This window comes from Pseudomonas sp. MT92 (assembly GCF_058792515.1).
Genome location: NZ_JBXAFA010000010.1, coordinates 230,620 through 254,775 on the forward strand (window position 1 = coordinate 230,620; position 24,156 = coordinate 254,775).

Genomic DNA, 24,156 nt, shown 5'->3' on the forward strand with positions numbered 1-24,156 from the left:
TACGCGCCAGCCAGCGCAACCACTGCGAGCCATCAGGGTCACAATCAGGACACCCTTGGTAACAGGACTGATGGCCATGAAAAAGTTGCGAATCGCGACGTTCAACGTCAACGGCATGCGCGCCCGGTTGCCGAACCTGCTGGCCTGGCTCGAACGTGAGCAACCGGACATCGCCTGTTTGCAGGAACTCAAGTCGGTGGACAGTATGTTCCCCGCCGCTGAGCTGGAGGCCATCGGTTACGGTGCCGTCTGGCAGGGGCAGACCGCGTGGAACGGCGTGGCGATTCTGGCGCGGGATGCGCAGCCCCTGGAGAGCCGGCGAGGCTTGCCGGGCGATGACGGCGATAGCCAGAGCCGGTACCTGGAAGCCGCCGTTCACGGCGTGCTGGTGGGCTGCTTGTACTTGCCTAATGGCAACCCGCAGCCGGGGCCGAAGTTCGACTACAAGCTGGCGTGGTTCGAGCGCCTGATTACCTATGCCAGGGACCTTCAGCGCAGCGAGCATCCGGTGGTGCTCGCCGGTGACTACAACGTGGTGCCGACTGACCTGGACATCTACAACCCGCGTTCGTGGCTCAAGGATGCGCTGCTGCAACCCGAGAGCCGCGAGTGTTATCAGCGCCTTCTGGATCAGGGCTGGACCGACGCCTTGCGATACCTGTATCCGCAGGATCGGCTCTACACCTTTTGGGATTATTTTCGCCAACACTGGCAGAAGAATTCAGGTCTGCGCATCGACCACTTGCTGCTCAATCCGGCCTTGAGCCCTTATCTGCAGGCGGCTGGCGTCGATGCCTGGGTGCGCAACGAAGCCCACGCCAGCGACCACGCACCGACCTGGATTCAACTGGATTCGCGCAAACGTCGTTGACATTAGGAGTGGGGGCGATTGGTTAATTCAATTGTCGGCCACGGCGGTTCTTCCCTTATACATAGCGCCCATCGGCGGAACGATCCGCAGCCTGCGTGCATAAGGACTGAACAATGAGCGAGCCACGCCTGACCGACCTCGCGTTATACCTGCGATGCCTGGGTTTCGGCGCGCCCCCGGCGCCGACCCTGGAAACCCTGCGACAACTGCAATTGCGCCATACCGGCGTGTTCCCGTTTGAAAACCTGACCACGTTATCCGGCGAACCCGTGCTGATCGACTTGCCTTCGGTAGAGAAGAAAGTCCTGCACGGGGGGCGAGGCGGGTACTGCTATGAGCTCAACAATCTGTATCTGGCCTTGCTGCAATCGCTCGGATTCGAGGCGCGAGGGATCAGCGGCCGCGTGGTCATGGGCCAGCCCGAAGGCGCGTGGACAGCCCGCACTCACCGCTTGAGCCTGGTCACCCTGGACGGCGCACGCTACATCAGCGACGTCGGTTTCGGCGGCATGGTGCCCACCGCACCGTTGTTGCTCGATACTGCCGATGAACAACCCACGCCGCATGAGTCTTATCGCATCGAGCAACACGTCGATGGCTACACCCTGAGCGCCAGGGTCGCGGACGAATGGCGAGCGATGTACATCTTCGACCTGCAGCGCCAGGAGGACATCGATTACGCCGTGGGCAACTGGTATGTCTCGACCCACCCTGAATCACCGTTCGCCAGGCAACTGATGGTGGCGCGGACCGGGGAGGGGTGGCGGCGTACACTCAACAACGGCAGTTTTGCGATTCATCGCGTGGGGCTTGATAGCGAGCGTCGGCAAGTGGCCGATGTTCAGGCGTTGATCGGCTTGCTGGAGAGCGAGTTCGACATACGTGTACCGGCCCATGCGACGTTGATGCGCACACTTGAACGATTGATAGTGCCGCAATAGCAAGAACATCGTGCACACAAAAAAGGGGCGAATTGGATAATTCTGCCCCTTTTTCGCACTTTTCCGGGGCTCGCTTCACGCTCGGTCTCCTTGTGATTTTCACTGACCGCTTTGAGCGCGCCTTTCCCAGAGTGTTCAGACCCTGCAACGATTGTTTTGCCTATAAACACAAGCGGGTATGGATGATGGTCGCCCGGAATTCGAAAGACGGGTGAGCGCAGGATCGACGGCCTGTGCGGATATATTCCGTGGTTTTTTAGAAGGTTGCACACACTGGCACACAGGCTGCATGGATAACCGTTCATAATTTGACTGGCTAGTTGTATACAATTCTATAGACAGTTGTCCTGAGTCTTGAATACAGTGTGCGCATAACAAAAACCAGGGAACCCCCTAACATGAAAACGCCCCATGTTTCACACCAACGGCCTGAAGATGAGAATCTCGGGGTCGGCGCGAATATGGCTTACGGCCTGCAACATGTTCTGACCATGTACGGCGGCATCGTCGCGGTGCCTTTGATCATCGGTCAGGCAGCCGGGCTTTCGCCGGCGGACATTGGTTTGTTGATTGCTGCTTCATTGTTTGCGGGGGGGCTGGCCACGTTGCTGCAAACCCTGGGTCTACCGTTTTTCGGCTGTCAGTTGCCGCTGGTACAGGGCGTGTCATTCTCGGGTGTCGCAACCATGGTGGCGATTGTCAGTAGCGGCGGCGAGGGCGGGTTTCAGTCAATTCTGGGAGCGGTGATTGCGGCATCCCTGATTGGTTTGCTTATCACGCCGGTGTTCTCTCGAATCACCAAGTTCTTCCCGCCGCTGGTCACTGGCATCGTGATTACCACCATTGGCCTGACGCTGATGCCGGTGGCGGCGCGCTGGGCCATGGGCGGTAACAGCCATTCGCCCGAATTTGGCAGCATGGCCAACATTGGCCTGGCCGCTGTGACGCTGGTGCTGGTGCTGTTTCTGAGCAAGATTGGAAGCGCGACCATCTCCCGTTTGTCGATCCTGCTGGCCATGGTCATCGGTACGATCGTCGCGGTGGTGCTCGGCATGGCGGATTTCTCGTCCGTGACCCAGGGCCCGATGTTCGGTTTTCCTGCGCCGTTCCATTTCGGCATGCCGACTTTTCACTTCGCCGCGATCCTGTCGATGTGCATTGTGGTGATGGTGACCCTGGTTGAAACCTCGGCCGATATACTGGCCGTCGGTGAAATTATCGGCACCAAGGTTGATTCCAAGCGCCTGGGGAACGGTCTGCGTGCCGACATGCTGTCGAGCATGATCGCGCCGATTTTTGGCTCATTCACCCAAAGCGCCTTTGCCCAGAACGTCGGGCTGGTGGCGGTGACCGGAATCAAGAGCCGCTTTGTCGTGGCCACGGGTGGGCTGTTCCTGGTCATCCTCGGCCTGCTGCCGTTCATGGGGCGTGTCATCGCCGCGGTGCCGACCTCCGTGCTGGGTGGCGCCGGTATCGTGTTGTTCGGCACGGTGGCCGCCAGCGGTATCCGTACGCTGTCCAAGGTCGACTACCGCAACAACGTCAACCTGATCATCGTCGCCACCTCCATCGGCTTCGGCATGATCCCCATCGCTGCGCCGAACTTCTACGATCACTTCCCAAGTTGGTTCGCCACCATTTTCCACTCCGGCATCAGTTCCTCGGCGATCATGGCCATCGTGCTGAACCTGACGTTCAACCACCTGACCGCCGGCAACTCCGACCAGCAGTCAGTATTTGCCGCAGGGACCGAGCGGGTGCTGCGTTATCAGGACCTGGCGGCGTTGCGCGAAGGGGATTACTTCAGTGACGGCAAGCTGCATGACTGCGATGGCAAGGAGATTCCGGTGGTGGAGCCCGACCATGGACATGGAGAGCCGCGGGCGATGCATGCGAAAAGTAGCGAGCATGTCTGACGTTTCAAACGAATGAAAAACGGCCGATCTGTTGTGTGACAGATCGGCCTTTTGCATTTTTTCGGTCTCTAGTACTCGCTTTGCGTCCAGCGACCCATCAACGTATTGGACGGCAGTTGTTCATCCAGAAGCTTTCTCGCCGTTTCGACCCCTGCCACCGGAAGCCCTTCAGGGTTCAACAAGCCAATCTGCACCAGGACGCTGGCCTGGTCCCAGTAGATATGCTCGTGGTACAGCTTGTCCCCCCGGAACTTGATCACCCCCAGCATCGGAATCTCGACGTATTTTCCGGTCGGAGCCACGTTGGGCAGCATCCAGTCGATTTCGGTGCTGTGGGTAAAGCACATGATGAACTCATCGACTATCTGTAGTGCACCGATGGTGCGCGAGATCGGGATGAGTTTCATGTCCGGCGGGTTGCCGTGGACAAAATGGTGCTGGTAGAACCGGCTGAGTTCCTTGGCACCGACGCCGCCGGTCATGGTGGGAATATGGTTGACGTAGGGTTCGGCGACCATGGTCGCCATGGTGGCGGGTACGTCGCGGGTGTCGAACTCGTGACGGATGTGTTCTTCCCACAGTGCTGACAGGTCGAAGTGGGGGCCGATCTCGCGTTTGAGGGCGGCGATGCTGCGTTCATGGGCCATCAGGGAGGCTGGTTTGTTGTAGTGCGAACTTCCGGCGCGGGCGAAGGCGTGGTCAACGCCTGGGTACACGTAGACTTCGGCTTTGTCGTTGCCGGCCAGGTGTTGGCTGATCCGGGCGCGGGCACTGGCGTCGCAGTAACCATCGTTTTCGGCAAAATGCAGGACCAGGCGGCCTTTGAGGTTTTCCGATTCGTGCAGCAGGTGTTCGATGCCCATTCCGTAGTAGCCGACGGCGCAGGCCACATTGGTGCGCGTGGCGGTCAGCCAGGCCAGTTTGCCACCCATACAGAAACCGACATAACCCAGGCCCGCGCCTTCGACTTCGGGCAGTGCGCGCAGGGCGTTGAGGCTGGCGTCGATGTCAGTGACGGCCTTGTCCACATCCAGGCGCTGGAACAGATCGATGGCCACCGCAAAATCGGCTTCGGTGTAGCCCAGGTCAACGCCTGGCTGCAGGCGCCAGAACAGGTCAGGCACCAGCGCCACATAGCCTTCCTCGGCATAGAAATCGGCCACGGCGCGCATATTGGCGTTGACCCCGAATATCTCCTGGCCGATCACCACCCCGGGGCCCTTGCCGCTGGCTGGCAATGCCAGGTAACCGCTGAACGTGGCGCTGCTGTCCGTTGCACTGATCTCAATCATCTTGCCCATGTCATCTACCTCATTCGGTTATCAGATTTATTGGCTGTCACGGTGTTGTTGGAACCACGCCCGCGGCGACACACCGCGGTCGGGCCCGAGAATCGAAAAACCGCCATCCACTGGCACATCGACGCCGGTCATCCAGCCGGCACCGGCGCTGCACAGAAAGGCAACCACGCTGCCGATCTCATGACCCCGGCCAATACGCCCCAGAGGATGAAAGGGTGCCCCGACCCGATCGGCCAGTTGCGGATCGTTGTCGCTGAACTCGGCGACGCTTGGCGACCAGGTCCAGGCCGGGGATACGCTCAGCACTCGGACTTGCGCCGGGGCCAGGGTCATGGCCAGGTTTTTCGTCAGCTGCAGGATACCGGCCTTGGAGGCGGGGTAAAGTGCGCGCCCGGCGGCACCGAATTTTCCGCCGGTACTGCCGATGTTGATCACCACGCCACCGCCAGGCAGATACACGGCGGCCTTCTGGGTAAAGATCGCCGCCGACACCAGATTGACGTTCAGGGTTTTCAGCCACTGCGCGCGATCCGAAGCCAGCCCCTGGTCGGCATACAGGCAAGCGTTGTTGACCAGAATGTCGAGCCTGCCGAAGTGGGCCAGTGTGGCAGCGATACACCCGTCGATGTCTTCGTCGCGCTCCACGTCGCAGGCGGAAAACCCGCAACCCATCGCTTGCGCCAATGCCTGACCACTGTCGGCGTTGCGCCCCACGAGCATCACTTGAGCCCCCTCAGCCAATAGTTGCCGGGCGATGTCCAGCCCCAGCCCTTGGGTACTGCCGGTCACAATCGCCACTTTGCCTTCGAGCATCATGCCAACTCCTCCAGCGCTTCGTTGACGTGACTGATGCGGGCGATCAACGACATGCTTGCCAGCGAGGCCGTGTGTGCGCCGCTGTCCGCGCAGGCGCAGGCGTCCGCCGCTACTGTCACCTCGAAACCGCAATCCACGGCATGACGCACTGTGCTTTCGACCACTGAGTGGGTCGCTACGCCAGCAATCAACAGGTGCGAAGGATTGAACTGACGCACCAGGGTTTCCAACGGTGAGCCATAAAACGCATTGATCCGGTTATGGGTGACGACGAACTCGTGGCGGCTGTCCAGCGGGGCCAGAGCGCTGAGGAACTGCGCCCCCCAACTGCCTTCCCGGGCGGCGCCAAGGGTGGCGACCGTGCGCAGAATCGGCGCATTCTGAATCAGGTCGGCGTAGTCCGGTCGGAACGCGACACGTACGTGGACAATCGGCCAACCCCTGGCACGTGCGCCGGCAAGTAGCCGGCCGGCAGCATCGAGCAGCGCGGCGCGTATATCGTCATCGGTTCCCAGTCCGACCCGAATCTTGCCTTCGGGGTGCAACACATCGTTCTGGTAGTGCAGGGCGATGACCAGCGGCGTGTTCATCACACGAACACCTCAAGGTTGGCGAACACATCATTGCAGTTGATGAGATCCACGCGCTTGAGCTGGATCCGCCAGCCACCACCGTCCTGTGCGGCCAATTTATAGGTGTAGCGACCGGCGAGCTGGCGCTGTTCTAGGCGCCATTCGCTGTACTGGAAGTTGGCGCTGACCACCAGCAGGCCTTGGGCGTCGAGACCGTCGACCATCACGTTGCCGACCAGGTGCGCGGTTTGGGTCTGCGGTTGCTGGGACCAGTTGCGGGCGTTTTCCACCCGCCGGATCCGCACCTCGCGCAGCATGCGGTTTTCCCAGAACAGCGAGATATGGTCGAACGGGTTGGCTTGCTCGTGCTTGTGCGGCACCCAGTACATGCCGGTCTCGGTGAACAGCTTGTCCCACTCCCAGAAACGTCGCTCATCCAGCAGGCGCGCCTCCTGATAAAGAAACTGTTCGATTTGGCGCAGGGTCTCGGCAGGAACCTGGGCAGGGGTCAACCGGCAGGTGTCGACGTCGATTCGGCGGTCAAGCAACATGGGTGCTCTCCTTGGCAATCAGGGTGGCAGTCATGAACTGTTTCCAGGCGGCGAACTGGTTGCGCATTGGTAGTTCGCTGGTGCCATTGGTGGATACTGCGCCATCTTCCAGCGGTTTATCGGTACCCGCGTAGCGGTGCATGCTGATCCACTCGCCACCGCGGGTCATGTTGCCTTCCTGGCAGCGGGCATAGACTTCGACGTCGTCGGGCATCACGTTGGAGGAGGGCGAGTTGATGACGTTGGCGTAGGTCAGCGCGCGGTCGAACACGGCATCCGGAGCACCCTTGCAGCGGAAGGTCTGGATCTCGACCATGGTCTGGTCCACGGCGATGGGGCGGATTACCCGGAACTGCATGAACACCGTGTGCGGCGAGCCGCTGCCGTAAATCACCGTGTTGTGGCGGTTCATGCCCAGGATCTCCTTGGCACGCTGCTCGCCGTAGGCCTGGCTCAGGCAGTCGAAGTGGGCACGGGATACCTCGTCGCGCTCGGCGGCGCCCGGATCGAAGATCGCTTCCATGTAGCCGTGGCCGTTGTGGTAGGCACGCAGTTCGAGCTTTTCCCAGAAGTCGTAGGGTTCGCCATTGCCGTCCATGATCAGCAGCTCGAAGGGCATTTCACCGATGGCTTGGGCTTCGTCACGCGCGGCGTCTACCGACGATTCGTGGGTCACGCGAGCGTGCATGGTGTCGTGCAGGTTCTCGTAGAACACTTTCCAGTTCGAGCGCTGCTGAACACGGAAAATGCCGCCGGCCACCTCGACTTCACCGACTGGAGAACGGTCGCAAAGGTTGTCGATGGAGGTGATGACGCCGCCCAGGAATGTTTTCAGGTCCGGTCCGAACGCCGCCTGGCTGGCAAACACAAAGCCGCGATAGGCCTCCACGCGGGCCACACTGACCATGGAAAAATCCGGGTGTTTGGGGTCGTAGCAGGTGCCTTCGAAACCGCTCTTGAGCGGCGCCGACAAATGCTGGCCGTCAAGCTTGAAGGTCCACGCGTGGTACGGGCAGCGGAAGAACCTGCCGACACTGCCGTCACCGTCAGCCACCAGTTTGGCGCCTTTGTGCGGGCAGCGGTTGTACAGCACGCTGACCTGCTGGTTGGCGCCGCGCACCATGATCACGTCCTGATCGCCGATGCGCGTGGTGTGGTAGTCGCCGGGGTTCTTGACCTGGCTTTCATGGCCGACGTAAATCCAGGCGGTGCCGTAGATGCGCTCCATTTCCAGCTTGAACAGGGTCGGGTCGGTGTAGACGCTCTTGTGTACGCTGTCCTCGCGGATCAAGGCAGCGATTTGCTCGTTGGTCGGTATCACGGGATGTCCTCGGCTTGTCACAGATCGAGTACCAGCAGCGCGCTGCTGGCACGGGAGACACAGGTGCAGAAACTGCCGCTGGCGCGATCGCGCTCCGACAGGCAGATGTCGCGGTGATCGGGCTGACCGTCGATGACCTGGGCGACGCACACGCCGCAGTCACCCCGCCGGCAGTCGAACATCGGGTCCAGGCCGGCCTGGAGCATGGCGTCCAGCACGCTTTGCCCGGCGGCCACTTGCAGGTTCACGCCGCTTTCACGCAGGTGCACCTCGAAGCCCTGATCGCCGGCCATTTCCAGCGCGCCGCTGAACAGTTCGTAATGCAGGTGATCTTCTGCCCAGCCCTGTTCGCGAGCGCAGGTCAGCACACTGTTAATCATGGCGGTCGGGCCGCAGATGTAGAGGTGCAGACCGGGTTTTGGCGCGGCGAGGATCGCGGCGGAGGGCAAGCGCTTTTGCGGGTCGCCGCCGCTGATCCAGCAATGGTTGTCGAGGCAGGCGCGCGCTTCGGGCAGATAGGCCATCTGCGCTTCATCGCGACCGGCGTAATGCAGGGTGAAAGACTTGCCCGCCGCTTGCAGTGAGCGGGCCATGCTCAGCATGGGCGTAATGCCGATGCCACCGGCGATCAGCAGCGCATGCTCAGTGTTTTCGCACAGTGCAAAGTGGTTGCGTGGCGCATCGGCCAGCAGTTCATCGCCGACCTTGAGCGAGTGCACCCAACGCGATCCACCGGTGCTGGTTTCTTCGAGCTGGACGGCGATTTCGTAGTGTTTGCCGTCGGGCAGATTGACCAGCGAATAGGCCCGGCGTTGGGCGCGAGTTCCCGGTACATGAAGCTCCAGATGAGCTCCGGCGGTGAAGTCCGGTAGCGGCTGGGTATCGCTGGACACCAGCAGCACGCGGCGGATTCTGGGGGTCAGGGGCTCGATCTGTTGGACCCTGAGCGAGAGGCTGGACATACGTAATTCCTGTCTGAATTCGTAGCCACTGTATGAAGCCTGAGAGGGTCAAAAAAGCCGCAAACGGCAAACCGGTATCCACTTCTGGCGAGAGTGACCACTTCCTGAAAACACCGTGTGCACCCCGTACCCTGCAAGAGCGAGCTTGCTCGCGATGGTTGCCGGCGATGACGCGGTGGTCCTGTTTCCCCGCGGTGTTCTCTGGTTCATCGCGAGCAAGCTCGCTCCCTCAGGGAATGGGGGGGCAGGAGTTTCGACAGTGCCCGCATGTGCTCGCCATCTACCCTGGCCAGGTCATCCAGCACCGCAAAGTGATGACACCCGGCAAGCTCGACATGATGCACGACCTGCCCAGCCTCGCGGCAGGCACTGGCGTACTCGCGCGAGTGCCGAATCAACTCCGGCAATTCATCCCCGCCCACGGTCACCAGCAACGGTGCGCCATCGCCGATCAGCCTTTGCGGGCTGAACCGACAGATCTCTTCTTCGCTCAGTTGCAGCTTGTCGTTGAGCCAGCAGCGGCTGATGGGTTCAAGCTCCATCAGACCGCTGATCGGCATGGCCAGAGTCACTAGCGGATGCCGGCGATACAGCGCAGTCAGATGGCCTCCCGCCGAGTGTCCGCACAGCGCCACCTGCTGACCGATGTTCAAGGCTTCGCGATGCGCCAGCAGATAATCCAGTGCCTTGCCGATCTGGCCGACGATGGTGCCCATGCTCGCTTCGGGCGCCAGGGTGTATTCCAGCAAGCCGACATTGAAACCCGCCTCAATCAGGCCCTCGCCGATAAAGGCGTAGTCGTCCTTGTCCGAGGCCTGCCAGTAACCGCCATGAATGAACAGCAGCGTCGGCGCACCGGCGTCCGCCTGGGCGAACCAGTCGAAGCGCTCGCGCATGGCGTTGCCATACGCCACATCACGCTGCCAGGCGTGGCTCGCATAGGTCTCGGCGCTGCGTTGGCGAAAACGCTGCATGATCTGCGGAAAATTACCCACGGCGGCGACGTTGTTGTAAGCCTGATTGAGGTACATGGCTGCTCACACTCCCAGGTAGCGTTGCGACAGTTCGGGTTGAGCGGCCAGCTCCAGCGGTGTGCCATCCCAGACCTGGCGCCCCTTTTCGATGATGTGATGGCGGTCGACCACCCGTGCCATTTCCTTGAGGTTTTTATCGATCACCAGAATCGTCTCACCCTCGGCTTTGAGGGTGGCCAGGCAACTCCAGATCTGCTCGCGAATGATCGGTGCCAGGCCCTCAGTGGCTTCGTCGAGAATCAGCAGGCTGGGGTTGGTCAACAGCGCGCGGCCGACCACCAGCATCTGCTGCTCGCCGCCCGACAGGGTACGTGACAGTTGGTCCTGACGCTCCAGCAGGCGCGGGAACAGTTCATAGACCCGCGCCAGGTCCCATTTGCCCCGCGTGGCCGTGGCCAGCAGGTTTTCCCGCACGCTCAAAGTGCCGAAGGCGCGGCGGCCTTCCGGCACAAGACCAAGGCCGGCCTTGGCGATGCGAAAGGGCGCGGCACCGCACATTTCCGTGCCGTTGATACGGATGCTGCCGGCGCTGGGCTTGAGCAAGCCCATGATCGATTTGACCGTGGTGGTCTTGCCCATGCCATTGCGACCGATCAGCGACACAACCTGTCCCTGCTCGATGCTCAGGTGCATGTCGAACAACACCTGGCTCAAGCCATACCCTGCTTTCAAGCCTTGAACCTCAAGCATGTTCTTCTCCCAGGTATGCGGTCCGCACTTGCGGGTCGTTGCGCACTTGTTCGACGCTGCCGGTCAGTACTGTCTGGCCGTACACCAGCACAGTGATGCGGTCGGCGAGGGCGAACACCGCATCCATGTCGTGTTCGACCAGCAGGATCGCGTAGCGGCCCTTGAGGCTGTGCAACAGCTCAGTCATGCGTGCGGATTCGTCGGCACCCATCCCGGCCATCGGCTCATCGAGCAACAGCACCGACGCTTCCTGAGCCAGTGCCAGGGCGATCTCCAGTTGCCGCCGTTCGCCGTGGGATAGTTCCTGCACCGAGTCGAGCGCGCGAAGGCCCAGGCCCACCTGCTGCAAGTAACCCAGTGCCGGTTCCAGCAGGCGGGTGTCACGACTCAAGGGACGCCACATACCGGATGCCTTGCCCTCGCGGGCGGCGATGGCCAGGGCGATGTTCTCCAGCAGGGTGAACTCGGTGTACAGCTGACTGACCTGGAAGGCCCGTGCCAGTCCCAGGCGCGGACGCCGCCAGGCCGGCACGCATGTGATGTCCTGGCCATTGAGATGAATCTGGCCCCGGTCGGGGAAAATCTCGCCGGCAATCTGGGCAATCAAGGTGGACTTGCCGGCGCCGTTGGGGCCGATGATGGCGTGCAGTTCGCCCTTGAGCAGTTCAAGGTTGGCGCCATTGGTAGCTTTTACTGCCCCGAAAGCTTTGTGTAGATCACGAATCGACAGTTGTGCGCTCATGAGCGTGCCTCCACGGTGGTGTTCGGTTTGACGGCAACCACGTGCGGTTTGCGCTGCAACAGGCTCAGCAGCAAGCCGTAAACGCCTTTCTTGCCGAACAGCACCACCAGTAACAGCAAGGGCCCGAAGATCAGCAGCCAGTGCTCGGTCCACTGGCTTAGCACCTGTTCGAGACCCAGGTAGGTGGCCGCGCCCAACAGGGGGCCGAGCAGGGTGCCGACACCGCCGAGGATCACCATCGCCATCAGTTCGCCGGACTTGTGCCACGCCCCCATGTCGGGGCTGACGAACAGCGCGTAGTTAGCCCACAGAATTCCCGCCAGGCCACCGCCGGTGCCAGCGATCACAAACGCCGTCAGGCGATAGCGCAAGGGTTTGAGACCAAGGCTGACGCTACGCCGCTCGCTCTGCTTTAGCCCGCGCAGAACAAAACCGAAACGCGAATTGACCAGCCGCCGACACAGCAACAACCAACCTGCCAGCAAGGCCACGCATAAGTAGTAGAAGTGGTTGGCGTCAGCCAGGTTCAATGGGCCGAAGGTATTGCGCTCGTTGAGCAGAATGCCATCGTCGCCGCCGTAAAGAGACAGCGAGCCGAGCACGAAGTACAGCATCTGGCCGAACGCCAGGGTGATCATGATGAACTGCACACCGCTGGTGCGCAGCGACAAATAACCCACCAGTAACGAGAACAGCGCACACACCAGCAGGGCCAGAGGCCATACCACCATCGCGCTGTTGCTGCCTTCCCAGCCCCACAGCGGCATGCCTTGCGAGGTGTGAAAGGCAATGATGCCAACGATGTAACCGCCCAGACCGAAGAACGCGGCATGGCCGAAGCTGACCATGGCGCCATAGCCGATCAGCAGGTCCAGGCTGATGGCCGCCATGCCGTAGATTGCAAGGCGGGTGAAGAAGCTGACCAGATAAGGTTCGTGCAACCAGTGGGCCAGCAGTGGCATGCAGGCGAAAGTCGCCAGGCACGCAAGGTCAATGATGAGACGTGGTGACATAGCGTATTCCTCAGGCACGGGCCGGCAGCAGGCCGCGCGGGCGAACCAGCAGCACCAGGGCCATGACGATGTAGGCGCTGGCGGAGATCAGCCCGGCGCTCAGGGTGCCGCTGGTTTCGCTGGGCAACAGTTGGTCCAGCAGCGGCGGAATGTAGGCACGGCCCAGGCTGTCAACCATGCCGACCAACAGGGCCCCCACCAACGCGCCGCGTACCGAGCCAACACCGCCGACGACGATGACCACGAAGGTGGTGATCAGTATTTTCTCGCCCATGCCGATTTCCACCGACAGCAGCGGTGCAGCCATGAAACCGGCAAGGCCACACAGCATGCAGCCGAATACGAATACCAGCGTGTACAGGCGGGCGATGTTGACGCCCAGCGCGCCGACCATTTCATGGTCGTCGGCACCGGCGCGAATCAGCATGCCCAGGCGCGTGTGGTTGATCAGCAACCAGATGCCGATCGCCACGATCAGCCCTGCGGCGATGAACAGCAGCCGGCTGACCGGATACATCAGCCCCGGCAGCACTTCGACAAAATTTGAATACCATTCGGGCGTGGGCATTGCCGGTGGGCTGCGGCCGAAGATCAGGGTCAGTAATTCGTTGCTGAAAAACACCACGGCCAGGGTCGCCAGCACCTGATCCAGGTGATCGCGTTTGTAAAGACGACGCATGATCGCGGTTTCGATCAGCGCACCGTAGCAGGCCGAACCGATCAGCGCGGCCAGGCCGCCGAGCCAGAACGAACCGGTGGCCATGGCGGTGTAGGCGGCGCAGAAAGCACCGATCATGTAAAAGGCACCGTGGGCCAGATTGATCACGCCCATGATGCCGAAAATCAGGGTCAGGCCTGAGGCCAGCAGAAACAGCAAGGCGCTGTATTGCAGGCCGTTGAGAATCTGTTCGAGCAATAGCATTGCTGCGTTCCTCATGAAAACGCCCCGCAGTCAGGCTGCGGGGCGAGGACGGGATTGAGGTGCCGGTCAGATTGAGCATTGAGCGGCGTAGCTGTCGACATGACGGGTCGCCAGGGTCTTGATCGGCACTTCGATCAGCTTGCCGTCGGCGCCGGCCTGCACTTGCAGCAGGTACCAGTCGATCACCGGGTGCTGGTTTTGGGCGAAGCTGAAATCACCGCGAATGGAGTCGAACTTGACGTTCTTCATGGCCGAGCGGAAGGCGGCCTGGTCTTTGAGGTTGCCCTGGGAGGTTTTCAGGGCGGCACCGATCAGTCGCGCCGTATCGTAAGTCTGGGCGGCATACACCGTAGGAGTGCGCTTGTATTTCTCGGTGAAGGCTTTGACGAAGGCCTGGTTGGCCGGGTTGTCCGATTGCGGGTTCCATAGGGTGACGATGTTGGTGCCCTTGGCCACTTCGCCGGTGGCGGCGAGCATGCGTTCATCCATGGAGAACACCGGTACCACCATCGGGATTTTTGCCGACAGGCCCGAGCCGCCGTATTGCTTGGCGAAGTTGATGCCGCCGCCGCCCGGGTGAAACTGGAAGATCGCATCCGGCGCCAACGCCCGCACTCGCGCAAGCTCCACCGAGAAATCCAGCTGATTGAGTTTGGTGTAGATCTCGGTCACTTCGCCCTTGAAAGTTCGCTTGAAACCGGCCAGTGCGTCACGGCCACCCTGATAATTGGGCGCCAGGATCACCATCTTCTTGTATCCCAGTTCATTGGCCGCGACACCGGCCATTTCGTGAGGGGTGTCGTTCTGATAGGAGCCGACGAAGTAGTTGGCCATGCATTTTTCACCGGCAAGGGTCGAGGGCGCGGTGTTGTTGCTGACGTAGAAACCGTCCTTGGTGGCGGTGTTGATCACGGCCGCCAGCACGTTGGAAAAAATCACTCCGGTATACAGCGAGATGCCGTCCAGGCTCATGCGGTCGGCGATCTGCTTGGCCTTGGCCGGTTGCAGGCCATCATCTTCCACGATGAGTTGCACCGGCACGCCGCCGAGCTTGCCGCCTTCCTGATCGATCGCCAGCTGGAAGCCGTCGCGCGAGTCTTCGCCCAGGTAGCCGGCGGGGGTGGAGAGGGTGGTGATGAAGCCGATTCGGACAGGCTCCACGGCCTGGGCAGCCGTCGCTGCGCAGAGGGAGGTTGCCAGACATGCACGCAATACCAGGTTTTTCATGAGGCGGCCTATGAAGTAGGTCGTGCCAACGCACGGTAGATGTCGATGAGGGCAGTGATTCAGTGTTCGGACGGGCCGATTGATTGTTGTTATGGGGTGCTGCTTCAGCTGTTGCTCTCGGTGAACTTCTCCAGGTAAAGACGGCTTTGTTCCAGGCCGTGCTGCTGGCGCCAGTCCTTGATCGACTCGACCATCGGCGGCGGGCCGCAGAGGTACAGGTCGAACGGCTGGTCGCGCATTTCGGCCACTTCCAGGTGTTCGGCGATGTAGCCGGTCTTGCCCGGCCAGTGGGGGTTGGGGTTGCTGACCACGGGTGTGAAACGGAACCCCGGGATCCGTGTGGCATAGGCCTCGATGCGCGAAACCTCGCACAAGTCCTCAGCCTCGCGCACGCCGTAGTACAGGTGTACCGGGTAGCCACAGCCTTGCTGCTCGGCTATCTGATCGAGCATGCCCAGGAACGCCGACAACCCTGTGCCGCCGGCCACCATCACCAGCGGCCGGTCGATATGGCGCAGGTAGAAAGCGCCCAATGGCGCTTCCATGTGGATCACGTCGCCGACCTGGCATCGATCACGCACGTAGTCGGTCATCACGCCGCTGGGCAGCATGCGAATCAGAAACTGCAGGTTGCTGCTGCCCGGTGCGCAGGCAAAGGAATACGAGCGCCGATGTTCGGTACCCGGTACTTTCAGGCGCGCGTACTGCCCCGGCAGATAGTCCAGCGCCGCGCCTGCTGCGCCGACTTCCACATGCACGATGGCGGTGGTCGGCGAGACCTGCCGCATCTCGCTCACAGTGCCTTGCAGGGTGCTCGGGCCGTTGCTGCCGCAGAGGCTGGAATCGAAGTCGAAGTAGAAGGCTGCGTCGGACTGCACGCGCGTCTGGCAGGTCAGTACCTTGCGCTCGGCCAGGTCGCTGGCGGACAAGGCTTCATCGTCCACATAGTCCTGGGTGTACTGCCCGGATTCACAGCAGCCCTGGCAGGTCGCGCAAACCCCTTCGCGGCAGTCCAACGGAATCTTGATCCCGCTGCGCAGGGCCGCGTCGAGCAGGATTTCATTGTTCTGCACGTTGCAGAAGAGTGTTTTGCCGTCGGCGAAACTGAAGGCGACCTTGTACGTCATGAGCGTTAATCCGCAGGGTTCAGAGATGGTAGAAATCGAGCACGGAGTTAATCGTGTCGTTGAGCAGCACCACGTGTTTGCGAGCGATTTTCCAGCTCTCGCCGTCGGGACGCAGACGGTACGTGGCGTGGCCGAAAAACTGCTCGGCGGTCTGCATGCGGTAATAGAGCGTGCTCCAGTTGACGCGCACCTCCAGTTCATCGTCCTGCAGCGGCGCGATGCGCACGTTGCTGATCAGGTGCAGGGTGCGCGGCATCGGGATGGTCGATGCCGCCTTGCCGGTACGAATGCGGAACACCCGGTCCTCCAGGCCGCCACGGTTGGGGTAATAGATCAGCGACATGCCTTTTTTCGGGTCGGTGGTGTAGACGTGCTCCGAGTCCCATTGCGGCAGGTGGAATTCGCTGTCGTCGCTGAACATGTCGAGGTAGGTGTCCCAATCCTGGGCATCACAGGCCTCGGCCTTGCGGTAAAGAAATTGCTCGACGCGGTATTGCAGTGGCGAATTCATGTTCACACCTCACGCAGTTTCAACGGTTGTTGTTCGGCCGCCTTACGCGCCAGGCCTTCAAGCAAAAAGCGCTGCCAGTTGGCGTGCTGGTTGACGTACAGGCCTTCATGGGTGAACTCGGTGCCGGTCAGGGCTGGAGCGATGCCAATGGTCTCGCTGTTGTGGGTCGGGCCTTCGACCCACTTGCCTTGACCTCGGGAGATATCGCTCCAGCGTTCCAGGCGTGCCTGGAAGCCACGCTGGGCTTCACGGAATTCCACCAGGTCATCGGGAGTGCCCATGCCGGACACGTTGAAGAAGTCTTCGAACTGACGAATGCGGTTTTCCCGATCCGCATCCGACTCGCCGACCACGCCCAGGCAGAAGCTGTTGATTTCGGTCTTGTTCCAGGCCAACGGGCGGATGATCCGCAACTGCGAGCTGATCTGGTCGAGGAAGAACATGCTTGGGTAGACGTTGAGGTTGCGCAGGCGGTGCATCATCCACTCGGCCTTGCCCTGGCCGTGTTCCTTGACCAGGCGCGGCATGATGCTGGCGTAACCCGGGCGCACGGCAGGGTTGGGCATGTCGCTGAACAGCACGCTGTGGCCGTTGTGGAAGGCGAACCAGCCGTCATCGGTTTCCTTGTCGCCCGCGCCCAGCTTGCTGTAGTCCAGGGTGTCGCTGGCGGTCAGGCCTTTCTCGGCATTGACCTGCTGACGATGCTGAACGGTGGCCACGTAGTTGTAGTGGACGGTGCTGACGTGATAGCCGTCCAGGCCGTTCTCGTTCTGCAATTTCCAGTTGCCGTCGTAGGTGTAGGCCGATTTGCCCGGCAGCACTTCGAGCTGACCGGTCGGCGACTGCGCCACCATCATGTCGAAGAACACCTTGGCGTCACCGAGGAAGTCTTCCAGAGTGTCGGTGCCTTCCACGTCCAGGCTGACGAACACAAAGCCGTTGTAGCTTTCGATACGGGCCTTTTTCAGGCCGCGGGTGGCCTTGTCGAAGCCTTCGGGGTATTCGCCCGGCGCTTTGACCTTTACCAGTCGGCCGTCGCTTTTGTAGCACCAGGCGTGAAAGGGGCAGGTGAAGGTTGACTGGTTACCCTTGCTGACGCGGGTGAGTGTGGTACCGCGGTGCTGGCAGGCGTTGATCAGGGCATTGAGACGACCTTCACCGTCCCGGGTGATGATCAGCGGCTGGCGCCCGGCACGCATGGTCATGTAGTCGTGATTATTGGCAATCTCGCTCTCGTGGCAGGCGTAGATCCAGTTCTTCTCGAAAATCAGTTCCATTTCCAGATCGAACAATTCCGGGTCGGTAAACATATCGCGGGCAATACGATAGACACCGTCCTCCGGGCGGAAGTCCAGGCAACTTTCTATATAACTTTTCCACTGTTCGATGTTTCGTGCAGTTGTCATATCCCAGTCCTCGGCCAATGGGCTAATTCATGGACTCATTTAATGACGTGGTGACTGGCAGGGTCTATCCGCTTATTAGTGGAAACTCATCCGGAAAATAAGCGCCATTGTCCGGTTGTCGGCGATGAATCCCCGTAAGCACAGGCTTTTGTGGTGCTCGTCGGCTGAGCAAATGGCTATTTGTTGTTCAGTAACGGGATAGCCGCTGACGAACTTGTTGCGGCTTAATTTCAATCGAAGCACCACCAGAGTGTCTTGCTCCAGGTTGCTGGAAACTGCCATATCTCTTGGCCTTGGGTTCCGTACCAGAAGTGCCTTCTATTCATGTGTTGCTATATAAGCGGCAGGGGGAAGAAATAATATGTTGCATAAGACTTGGTGGGTTCGGGGTGGGCAAACAGTTGGCTTGTTGATGCCATTGTTGGCACAGGCGGATGTGGTCAGTGACAGCAAGCTGACGCTGGGTACCCGCAACTTTTACATTGATCGGGATTACAAGGGAAACAACCCGCCCCATTCGCGAGTGGGCAGTTGGACCCAGGGTTTCGACCTGCGTTTCGCTTCGGGCTATACCGAAGGTCCGCTGCAGTTCGGTCTCGATGCAGAGGCGCAGTATGCCTATCGTCTGGACGGTGGTGGCGGGCGCGGCGATGACACCATCATCCCTTACAGCCAGAGCCGTCAGGAGCAGGCCGATGAATACGGCCGCGGCGGTGTGACGCTGAAAATGCGTTACTCGAAAACCGAGCTGAAAGTCGGCGAGTTGCGGCCCTTTCTGCCGGTGGTGATCATTGACGATTCGCGCCAACTGGTCACGACCTATCGCGGAGCCTTGCTCGAGTCCAAGGAAGTCGACCGCCTGACATTGACCGCCGGGCGGCTGACACAAATCGGGGCGCGTAACTCCTCCAACTACGAAAAGCTGTACCTGCAGACCAGCTCCGGTGTGCGCCACGGCAGTGACGGGCTTAACCTCGCCGGCGCCAGTTATGCTTTCACCCCTTCGTTGACCGGTAGCTACTTCTACGCGCAACTGGAAGACATCTATCAACAGCACTACCTGGGTATCACCCATCTGGCGGACCTGGGTGATGGGTATGCGCTAAAGAGCGACCTGCGTTACTTCAACAACAGCGAAGACGGCGACGCGCTCTATGGCGAAATCGATAACCGCTCCTACGGCGCCATGACCTCGCTGAAAAAGGGTGGTCACCGCTTAGGCGTGGGATACCAGCGCATGCTGGGTGACAGTAACTTTCCAACCCTGGGCGGTTATGTCCCGCAGCCGTTTCTGGTGAACTGGTCGCGGGTTGGTTTCATCAAGCCCAACGAAAAATCCTGGCAGCTGCGTTATGACTACGACTTTGCCGCACTCGGCGTGCCGGGCCTGAACTTCATGACCCGTTACTTCAAGGGCACTTCGGTGGACCGTGGCGACAACCTCAGCCAGGCAGCGGAGCAGGAGCGCGACCTGGTGCTGTCTTATGTGGTGCAAAGCGGCCCACTCAAAGGTGTGGGGGTGGAGGCTGGCAATGTCGTCGCCAAATTCAGCCACGGCAATGACTGGGTGGAGAACCGCCTGATCACCACCTACACCTGGAAATTTTGGTAACGTCCTGCCCTCAAATCGAACGCGGTTGTGCGCTGAAGTGACGCTTTTGTCAGCGCATTGGCCGCGGCGTCGACCGTTACCGGCACCGTTGCTGTGCGCGCCAACGCCGCACAACGCGTTCGATATCCAGATAGTTTCCGATTACTAGCCAAAAAATGCGGATATCGTTTGTTCGCGCTGGCTGGGCATAGCCCTTGCAAATCCAATGAAAATACGCGCCGAAGAGCGTGTCGATGTCCCTTGCCGTGGGTGTACTGAAATGACCGAACCAAATGTTGTCCAGTTTCGAGATATCCGCATAGATCGCTACGACCTGGCCGGTGCCCGTGCGTGGATGGCCGGTATTTGCGGCCCGCACGAATTGCAGACTCGCCAGCCAAACCGGATTCAGTTTCACCACAAGGCCAATGTGCTCAAGTCCATGTCCACGACCTTGGGCAGGATGGAGTACGGCACCGACGTGACCATCGGCGTCGAGGATGCCGAACACCTCAATTGCTACAGCCTCAGCCTGCCGATTCGCGGCGAGCAGGAGTTGCTCAAGGACGGCCGCCGGTTGTACTCCAATCAGGATCAGGGCCTGATCGTGACCCCCCACGAAACCCAGGCCCTGACCATGGCCGGTGATTGCCACAAGATCTCCGTGGTGATCACCCGCATGGCCATGCGCCAGACCCTTGAGGGCATGCTTCAGCGCCCGCTGGAAATGCCACTGAAATTCGAGCCGGTGATGGATGCGGTCAACGGTGCCTCTGCCTCCTGGTGGCGGTTGGCCCGTTATTACATCGATGAGCTGGAGCGCGGCCAGGATCTGTTCAATCAAGTGTTTTTCACTCGCGATATCGAAAGCGCGCTGATCAAGGGCCTGATTCTTTCCCAACCCAACAACTACAGTGCCGAACTGCGTGACCAGTTGAGCGTCAAGTTGCCGTACTACTTGGTACGCGCCAAGGACTTCATCGAAAGCAACGCCCGCGAAGACATCCACCTGGAAGACATTGAGGCGGCAGCAGGTGTGTCCCGCTTCAAGCTGTTCGAAGGTTTTCGCAAGCACTTTGGCGTCTCGCCCATGGCTTACCTGAAAAAGTATCGCCTCGGCGCGGTGCGCCAGGAAATTCTCGAAGACGCCTCGGTGCGCAACATCTCGGTGATCGCGATGTGCTGGGGGTTCTCGCATCTGGGCCGGTTCGCCAGCGAGTACCGCAAGTTGTTCAACGAAACGCCCAGTGCGACTCTGCAGCGTAGTGAAGCCCGTCGCAATCGGTCGCTTTGAGATGACGACATTGCATGCGGCCACCGTCAACAGCGTGGGCCTGAACTTGTCGCTGATGTGCCGCGAGCCGGTCTTCACCAGCCGCTCGGCGCAGGAAACCCAGCGTTTGATGGGGCAAGCGCTGGTGGAGCATGAGCTCAATTGGCCACGGGGTGGCGTCGATACGACTTTCTATCGCGGCCAGATTGCCAGTTGCGAACTGTATGCGCTGCGCTACGGCGGCCAGGTCGAAATCCGGCCGCAGCCTTTTGAAGATTTCGTGCTGGTACAGATGCCGCTGCGCGGCAGCGCCATCCTTGAGTCCGACGGCATGGGCTATGGCGTCAGCCCCGGAGAAGTGGCGATTTTGTCCCCCCGTGAACAGGCCCGAGTGGTCTGGGAGGAGGGCTGTGAGCAACTGATCCTCAAACTTCCACGGGCATTGCTCGATGCCAGTCAGCGGGCGATGGCCGATGACTTGCCATCGGACTTTACATTGGCACCGGTCAGTCGACTGCAACGCCCACTGGCGATGCGCTGGTTTCGTCTGATCAGTGAGTTGCTGGAGCACTTGCCCGAGGGCGAGGCGAGCGCAACGCCTTCGCGCTGGTTGCAGCATTTGGAGCAAAGTCTGCCGCTGTTTCTACTCAGCCATTGTGGCGTTGCGCAACAAGAGTCGCCTTCGCTGCGGCAGTCGACCCGCCAACTGCAAAAAATCGACGCTTGTATGCGCGAACACCTTGCGCAGGGCATCTCCCTGGCTGAGCTGGCGGTTGCTGCGGGTGTGAGCATTCGAAGCTTGAATACGTTGTGCCAGCGTGAATACGGTCAAAGCCCGATGGACCGTTTGCGCGGATTACGGCTTGACGCTGCTCGGGAGTACTTGCTGGCGCGGCCGCACTCCAGCGTGACTGAGGTGGCGCTGGAGTTCGGGTTTGGGCATGTGGGGCGATTTGCCAACTACTATCGGCAGCGGTTTGGAGAGTTGCCTAAGCAGACGATGAAGTCTCAGGCATGAGCAGTAAACGCCAAACGAAAAAACCCGCCAGAAGGCGGGTTTTTCAGGGCTTTCAGAGATTTTGGAAGCCTTCTCTGGAACCTTGTATGGCTCCACGACCTGGACTCGAACCAGGGACCCAGTGATTAACAGTCACTTGCTCTACCAACTGAGCTATCGCGGAATGGCGCCTATGTTACTGATTCAAAAAGAGAAGTCAAGCGCCTGATAGAAAAATGATGAATTCGTCGGGACGGACGGTGGTTTATCGGTGATTGGCGGTTACCAGAACCACAGCAGAGGACTACCATGGCCGCCCGGAAGTGGTTACACGCGCTACCGGCCATTCGCCGAAAAGGTACGCGCCATGAATCACCCTAGCATCTCACCCCGTCAAAACGGGGTGCTCACATGAGCATTGCTCAGATCAGTCTGCCCAAGGGCGTCGGTCCGCACGCCGAAAAACTGTTCGATGCGATCACCCAGGCCAGCAGCGCCGACGAATTGAATCGCGCCGGCGGCAAGGCCGAAGGTTTTGTCCTCGGCCTGGAAAGCACCAAGGCGATCAAGAGTCAGGTCGCTGAATCGCTGTACGTCGCCTACGATGACGCGGCCAGCCAGCGGGCGACCGAACTGGCCTAGCCGCCGAAAGTAAAGGTGCCGAGCATCAGCTTGGCGTAAAGCGCTGTGGCGCCCAGTTGCACCAGCCACAGCGCCAGGCCGCCGAGGAATACGCCGGCGGCGACTTGCATCACCAGGTTGTTGCCGCGTTTGGCCGGGGTGCGGGGGACGAATTCATCCAGGTCATCGCGGTCAGCGCGTAGGTCATCGTTTTTCATGTGGGGTCTCGTCGAATCTCGGGTGGGCATCAAACCTTTAGGGGCGAGCCGGGTGAAGTTTAGAGGGCTGGGCCTCTGCTTTGAGAATTATCTGCGACAAATAAAAAACGGGAAGCCAAAAGGCTTCCCGTTTTTCGTATCAGCGCGCGATTCAGATCACCTGAACAATGGCATCCGTCACGACATGGATGTTGCTCTGGTTCAGCGCAGCCACGCAGATGCGGCCCGTGTCGAGGGCATAGATGCCGAACTCATTGCGCAGACGATGAACCTGCTCAACACTCAGGCCGGAGTACGAGAACATGCCGCGCTGACGACCAACGAAGCTGAAATCGCGCTGCGGTGCGTTTTTCGCCAGCAGTTCCACCATCTGAGTGCGCATGCCGCGAATCCGCAGGCGCATTTCGGCCAGTTCCGCTTCCCATTGGGCGCGCAGTTCCGGGCTGTTCAGTACGGCGGCGACGATGCTTGCACCGTGGGTCGGCGGGTTGGAGTAGTTGGTGCGGATGACGCGTTTGACCTGCGACAGTACGCGCGCGCTTTCTTCTTTCGATTCGCTGACGATCGACAGGGCGCCAACGCGCTCGCCGTACAGCGAGAAGGATTTGGAGAACGAGCTGGAGACGAAGAAGGTCAGGCCCGATTCAGCGAACAAGCGTACAGCGGCGGCATCTTCGTCGATGCCATCGCCAAAGCCCTGGTAAGCCATGTCGAGGAACGGCACGTGACCCTTGGTTTTCACCACTTCCAGCACGTTTTTCCAGTCCGCCGGGCTCAGGTCTACGCCGGTCGGGTTGTGGCAGCAGGCGTGCAGCACAATGATCGAGCCGTTTGGCAGCGCGTTCAGGTCTTCCAGCAGGCCGACGCGGTTCACGTCATGGGTCGCGGCGTCGTAGTAGCGGTAGTTCTGTACCGGGAAACCGGCGGTTTCAAACAGCGCGCGGTGGTTTTCCCAGCTCGGGTCGCTGATGGCCACGACGGCGTTCGGCAGCAGTTGCTTGAGGAAGTCTGCACCGATTTTCAGTGCGCCAGTGCCGCCAACGGCCTGGGTGGTGATGACGCGGCCAGCGGCGATCAGTGGCGAATCGTTACCGAACAGCAGTTTTTGCACGGCCTGGTCGTAGGCGGCGATGCCGTCGATTGGCAGGTAGCCACGAGAGGCGTGTTGAGCGACGCGAATGGTTTCGGCTTCGACAACGGCGCGCAGGAGTGGAATTTTCCCCTCCTCGTTGCAGTAAACACCGACTCCCAGGTTGACCTTGTTGGTACGGGTATCGGCGTTGAATGCTTCGTTGAGGCCCAGGATTGGATCGCGTGGTGCCATTTCGACAGCGGAGAACAGGCTCATTTTTGCGGCGGCTCTGAATGGAGAGTGGAGGGACGTGTCGCGCTCCAGCCGAATGCACTAGAGCGGTGCACAAACGGGGAGCTAGTATAGAGGCCATCGGCGATTGATGGCGACAGACGATTCCGCTTTTACGGTAAGTTTTTCCGATTATTTTCCGACCGTTAGTCGATTGGCATCGTCAAAGA

General features: G+C 60.3%; 25 protein-coding genes and 1 tRNA gene. 7 read left to right on the forward strand and 19 right to left on the reverse strand.

From position 1 onward, the window contains the following. Positions 1-76: 76 nt before the first annotated feature. From xth to AC1Q6D_RS19915, 3 genes are all read left to right on the forward strand, one after another. Entirely contained in the window at positions 77-871 is a 795-nt protein-coding gene (xth, locus tag AC1Q6D_RS19905; RefSeq protein WP_103402695.1) for an exodeoxyribonuclease III, read from the forward strand. Positions 872-984: 113 nt separating this feature from the next. After that, a complete protein-coding gene (locus AC1Q6D_RS19910; protein WP_103402696.1) occupies positions 985-1,812 on the forward strand; it encodes an arylamine N-acetyltransferase family protein in 828 nt (275 codons plus the stop codon). Positions 1,813-2,210: 398 nt separating this feature from the next. Continuing rightward, positions 2,211-3,728 carry a nucleobase:cation symporter-2 family protein gene (locus AC1Q6D_RS19915; protein WP_090463710.1) on the forward strand — a complete coding sequence of 506 codons (1,518 nt, stop codon included), beginning with the start codon at positions 2,211-2,213 and terminating at the stop codon, positions 3,726-3,728. A 68-nt stretch (positions 3,729-3,796) separates the two neighbouring features. Here the strand turns inward: AC1Q6D_RS19915 and AC1Q6D_RS19920 are convergent, their stop codons facing one another. The 16 genes from AC1Q6D_RS19920 to AC1Q6D_RS19995 form a co-directional block, all read right to left on the reverse strand. Then, positions 3,797-5,029, reverse strand: coding sequence for a dienelactone hydrolase family protein (locus AC1Q6D_RS19920; RefSeq protein ID WP_103402697.1), 1,233 nt, complete (start codon positions 5,027-5,029; stop codon positions 3,797-3,799). Between the two features lie 27 nt (positions 5,030-5,056). Continuing rightward, positions 5,057-5,842 carry an SDR family oxidoreductase gene (locus AC1Q6D_RS19925; RefSeq protein WP_490183020.1) on the reverse strand — a complete coding sequence of 262 codons (786 nt, stop codon included), beginning with the start codon at positions 5,840-5,842 and terminating at the stop codon, positions 5,057-5,059. Continuing rightward, positions 5,842-6,435, reverse strand: coding sequence for a cysteine hydrolase family protein (locus AC1Q6D_RS19930; RefSeq protein WP_103402699.1), 594 nt, complete (start codon positions 6,433-6,435; stop codon positions 5,842-5,844). The genes AC1Q6D_RS19925 and AC1Q6D_RS19930 overlap by 1 nt, the downstream gene beginning before the upstream one ends. After that, positions 6,435-6,968 (reverse strand): aromatic-ring-hydroxylating dioxygenase subunit beta, encoded by a 534-nt coding sequence (locus tag AC1Q6D_RS19935; RefSeq protein ID WP_103402700.1) that lies wholly within the window; start codon positions 6,966-6,968, stop codon positions 6,435-6,437. Before AC1Q6D_RS19935 ends, AC1Q6D_RS19930 begins: the two co-directional genes overlap by 1 nt. Beyond that, complete coding sequence (locus tag AC1Q6D_RS19940; protein WP_103402701.1) at positions 6,958-8,289, reverse strand: aromatic ring-hydroxylating dioxygenase subunit alpha; 1,332 nt, start codon at positions 8,287-8,289, stop codon at positions 6,958-6,960. Before AC1Q6D_RS19940 ends, AC1Q6D_RS19935 begins: the two co-directional genes overlap by 11 nt. 17 nt (positions 8,290-8,306) lie before the next feature. Continuing rightward, complete coding sequence (locus AC1Q6D_RS19945; protein WP_103402702.1) at positions 8,307-9,251, reverse strand: PDR/VanB family oxidoreductase; 945 nt, start codon at positions 9,249-9,251, stop codon at positions 8,307-8,309. 206 nt (positions 9,252-9,457) lie between these two features. Further along, on the reverse strand, positions 9,458-10,282 hold the full coding sequence (locus AC1Q6D_RS19950) for an alpha/beta hydrolase (protein WP_103402703.1): 825 nt from the start codon (positions 10,280-10,282) through the stop codon (positions 9,458-9,460). 6 nt (positions 10,283-10,288) lie between these two features. Further along, the gene (locus AC1Q6D_RS19955; RefSeq protein WP_103402704.1) at positions 10,289-10,975 is read right to left on the reverse strand and encodes an ABC transporter ATP-binding protein; all 687 of its coding nucleotides are present in this window, start codon (positions 10,973-10,975) and stop codon (positions 10,289-10,291) included. Continuing rightward, complete coding sequence (locus AC1Q6D_RS19960; protein WP_103402705.1) at positions 10,968-11,717, reverse strand: ABC transporter ATP-binding protein; 750 nt, start codon at positions 11,715-11,717, stop codon at positions 10,968-10,970. The genes AC1Q6D_RS19955 and AC1Q6D_RS19960 overlap by 8 nt, the downstream gene beginning before the upstream one ends. Then, positions 11,714-12,730 (reverse strand): branched-chain amino acid ABC transporter permease, encoded by a 1,017-nt coding sequence (locus tag AC1Q6D_RS19965; RefSeq protein ID WP_103402706.1) that lies wholly within the window; start codon positions 12,728-12,730, stop codon positions 11,714-11,716. The genes AC1Q6D_RS19960 and AC1Q6D_RS19965 overlap by 4 nt, the downstream gene beginning before the upstream one ends. A 10-nt stretch (positions 12,731-12,740) precedes the next feature. Then, entirely contained in the window at positions 12,741-13,652 is a 912-nt protein-coding gene (locus AC1Q6D_RS19970) for a branched-chain amino acid ABC transporter permease (RefSeq protein WP_103402707.1), read from the reverse strand. Positions 13,653-13,718: 66 nt separating this feature from the next. Further along, a complete protein-coding gene (locus tag AC1Q6D_RS19975; protein ID WP_103402708.1) occupies positions 13,719-14,879 on the reverse strand; it encodes an ABC transporter substrate-binding protein in 1,161 nt (386 codons plus the stop codon). Positions 14,880-14,983: 104 nt separating this feature from the next. After that, complete coding sequence (gene antC / locus AC1Q6D_RS19980; RefSeq protein WP_103402709.1) at positions 14,984-16,006, reverse strand: anthranilate 1,2-dioxygenase electron transfer component AntC; 1,023 nt, start codon at positions 16,004-16,006, stop codon at positions 14,984-14,986. Positions 16,007-16,025: 19 nt separating this feature from the next. Next, positions 16,026-16,517 carry an anthranilate 1,2-dioxygenase small subunit gene (antB, locus tag AC1Q6D_RS19985; protein ID WP_103402710.1) on the reverse strand — a complete coding sequence of 164 codons (492 nt, stop codon included), beginning with the start codon at positions 16,515-16,517 and terminating at the stop codon, positions 16,026-16,028. A 2-nt stretch (positions 16,518-16,519) separates the two neighbouring features. Then, positions 16,520-17,923: an anthranilate 1,2-dioxygenase large subunit gene (gene antA, locus AC1Q6D_RS19990; RefSeq protein ID WP_103402711.1), complete on the reverse strand. Its 1,404-nt coding sequence runs from the start codon at positions 17,921-17,923 to the stop codon at positions 16,520-16,522. 75 nt (positions 17,924-17,998) lie between these two features. Further along, the gene (locus tag AC1Q6D_RS19995) at positions 17,999-18,205 is read right to left on the reverse strand and encodes a hypothetical protein (RefSeq protein WP_103402712.1); all 207 of its coding nucleotides are present in this window, start codon (positions 18,203-18,205) and stop codon (positions 17,999-18,001) included. 79 nt (positions 18,206-18,284) lie between these two features. Between AC1Q6D_RS19995 and AC1Q6D_RS20000 the strand changes: the two genes are divergently transcribed. The 3 genes from AC1Q6D_RS20000 to AC1Q6D_RS20010 all read left to right on the forward strand — a co-directional run bounded on the left by AC1Q6D_RS20000 (position 18,285) and on the right by AC1Q6D_RS20010 (position 21,805). Then, on the forward strand, positions 18,285-19,535 hold the full coding sequence (locus AC1Q6D_RS20000; protein WP_103402713.1) for an OprD family porin: 1,251 nt from the start codon (positions 18,285-18,287) through the stop codon (positions 19,533-19,535). A 259-nt stretch (positions 19,536-19,794) separates the two neighbouring features. After that, positions 19,795-20,808: an AraC family transcriptional regulator gene (locus tag AC1Q6D_RS20005; protein ID WP_178083088.1), complete on the forward strand. Its 1,014-nt coding sequence runs from the start codon at positions 19,795-19,797 to the stop codon at positions 20,806-20,808. A gap of 1 nt (position 20,809) precedes the next feature. Further along, positions 20,810-21,805 (forward strand): AraC family transcriptional regulator, encoded by a 996-nt coding sequence (locus AC1Q6D_RS20010; protein WP_103402714.1) that lies wholly within the window; start codon positions 20,810-20,812, stop codon positions 21,803-21,805. An 87-nt stretch (positions 21,806-21,892) separates the two neighbouring features. Here the strand turns inward: AC1Q6D_RS20010 and AC1Q6D_RS20015 are convergent. Then, positions 21,893-21,968: transfer RNA gene (locus tag AC1Q6D_RS20015), tRNA-Asn, on the reverse strand. Between the two features lie 227 nt (positions 21,969-22,195). Here AC1Q6D_RS20015 and AC1Q6D_RS20020 point away from each other — a divergent pair. Next, positions 22,196-22,426 carry a hypothetical protein gene (locus tag AC1Q6D_RS20020; protein ID WP_020795513.1) on the forward strand — a complete coding sequence of 77 codons (231 nt, stop codon included), beginning with the start codon at positions 22,196-22,198 and terminating at the stop codon, positions 22,424-22,426. Here the strand turns inward: AC1Q6D_RS20020 and AC1Q6D_RS20025 are convergent. Then, positions 22,423-22,623, reverse strand: coding sequence for a hypothetical protein (locus AC1Q6D_RS20025; protein ID WP_103402715.1), 201 nt, complete (start codon positions 22,621-22,623; stop codon positions 22,423-22,425). The genes AC1Q6D_RS20020 and AC1Q6D_RS20025 overlap by 4 nt on opposite strands. A gap of 151 nt (positions 22,624-22,774) precedes the next feature. Continuing rightward, a complete protein-coding gene (locus tag AC1Q6D_RS20030; protein WP_103402716.1) occupies positions 22,775-23,971 on the reverse strand; it encodes an amino acid aminotransferase in 1,197 nt (398 codons plus the stop codon). Between the last annotated feature and the right edge of the window lie 185 nt (positions 23,972-24,156).

What these genes read in the sequence shown, in the direction of transcription:
- AC1Q6D_RS19970 (WP_103402707.1), bottom strand. Translation starts at nt 13,652, where the DNA reads ATGCTATTGCTCGAACAGATTCTCAACGGCCTGCAATACAGCGCCTTG.
- AC1Q6D_RS19920 (WP_103402697.1), bottom strand. Translation starts at nt 5,029, where the DNA reads ATGGGCAAGATGATTGAGATCAGTGCAACGGACAGCAGCGCCACGTTC.
- antC (WP_103402709.1), bottom strand. Translation starts at nt 16,006, where the DNA reads ATGACGTACAAGGTCGCCTTCAGTTTCGCCGACGGCAAAACACTCTTC.
- AC1Q6D_RS19930 (WP_103402699.1), bottom strand. Translation starts at nt 6,435, where the DNA reads ATGAACACGCCGCTGGTCATCGCCCTGCACTACCAGAACGATGTGTTG.
- AC1Q6D_RS20025 (WP_103402715.1), bottom strand. Translation starts at nt 22,623, where the DNA reads ATGAAAAACGATGACCTACGCGCTGACCGCGATGACCTGGATGAATTC.
- AC1Q6D_RS19915 (WP_090463710.1), top strand. Translation starts at nt 2,211, where the DNA reads ATGAAAACGCCCCATGTTTCACACCAACGGCCTGAAGATGAGAATCTC.
- antB (WP_103402710.1), bottom strand. Translation starts at nt 16,517, where the DNA reads ATGAATTCGCCACTGCAATACCGCGTCGAGCAATTTCTTTACCGCAAG.
- AC1Q6D_RS20020 (WP_020795513.1), top strand. Translation starts at nt 22,196, where the DNA reads ATGAGCATTGCTCAGATCAGTCTGCCCAAGGGCGTCGGTCCGCACGCC.
- AC1Q6D_RS19965 (WP_103402706.1), bottom strand. Translation starts at nt 12,730, where the DNA reads ATGTCACCACGTCTCATCATTGACCTTGCGTGCCTGGCGACTTTCGCC.
- AC1Q6D_RS19910 (WP_103402696.1), top strand. Translation starts at nt 985, where the DNA reads ATGAGCGAGCCACGCCTGACCGACCTCGCGTTATACCTGCGATGCCTG.
- AC1Q6D_RS19935 (WP_103402700.1), bottom strand. Translation starts at nt 6,968, where the DNA reads ATGTTGCTTGACCGCCGAATCGACGTCGACACCTGCCGGTTGACCCCT.
- AC1Q6D_RS19975 (WP_103402708.1), bottom strand. Translation starts at nt 14,879, where the DNA reads ATGAAAAACCTGGTATTGCGTGCATGTCTGGCAACCTCCCTCTGCGCA.
- AC1Q6D_RS19950 (WP_103402703.1), bottom strand. Translation starts at nt 10,282, where the DNA reads ATGTACCTCAATCAGGCTTACAACAACGTCGCCGCCGTGGGTAATTTT.
- antA (WP_103402711.1), bottom strand. Translation starts at nt 17,923, where the DNA reads ATGACAACTGCACGAAACATCGAACAGTGGAAAAGTTATATAGAAAGT.
- AC1Q6D_RS19945 (WP_103402702.1), bottom strand. Translation starts at nt 9,251, where the DNA reads ATGTCCAGCCTCTCGCTCAGGGTCCAACAGATCGAGCCCCTGACCCCC.
- AC1Q6D_RS20010 (WP_103402714.1), top strand. Translation starts at nt 20,810, where the DNA reads ATGACGACATTGCATGCGGCCACCGTCAACAGCGTGGGCCTGAACTTG.
- AC1Q6D_RS19960 (WP_103402705.1), bottom strand. Translation starts at nt 11,717, where the DNA reads ATGAGCGCACAACTGTCGATTCGTGATCTACACAAAGCTTTCGGGGCA.
- AC1Q6D_RS19925 (WP_490183020.1), bottom strand. Translation starts at nt 5,842, where the DNA reads ATGCTCGAAGGCAAAGTGGCGATTGTGACCGGCAGTACCCAAGGGCTG.
- AC1Q6D_RS19995 (WP_103402712.1), bottom strand. Translation starts at nt 18,205, where the DNA reads ATGGCAGTTTCCAGCAACCTGGAGCAAGACACTCTGGTGGTGCTTCGA.
- xth (WP_103402695.1), top strand. Translation starts at nt 77, where the DNA reads ATGAAAAAGTTGCGAATCGCGACGTTCAACGTCAACGGCATGCGCGCC.
- AC1Q6D_RS20005 (WP_178083088.1), top strand. Translation starts at nt 19,795, where the DNA reads ATGACCGAACCAAATGTTGTCCAGTTTCGAGATATCCGCATAGATCGC.
- AC1Q6D_RS20000 (WP_103402713.1), top strand. Translation starts at nt 18,285, where the DNA reads ATGTTGCATAAGACTTGGTGGGTTCGGGGTGGGCAAACAGTTGGCTTG.
- AC1Q6D_RS20030 (WP_103402716.1), bottom strand. Translation starts at nt 23,971, where the DNA reads ATGAGCCTGTTCTCCGCTGTCGAAATGGCACCACGCGATCCAATCCTG.
- AC1Q6D_RS19955 (WP_103402704.1), bottom strand. Translation starts at nt 10,975, where the DNA reads ATGCTTGAGGTTCAAGGCTTGAAAGCAGGGTATGGCTTGAGCCAGGTG.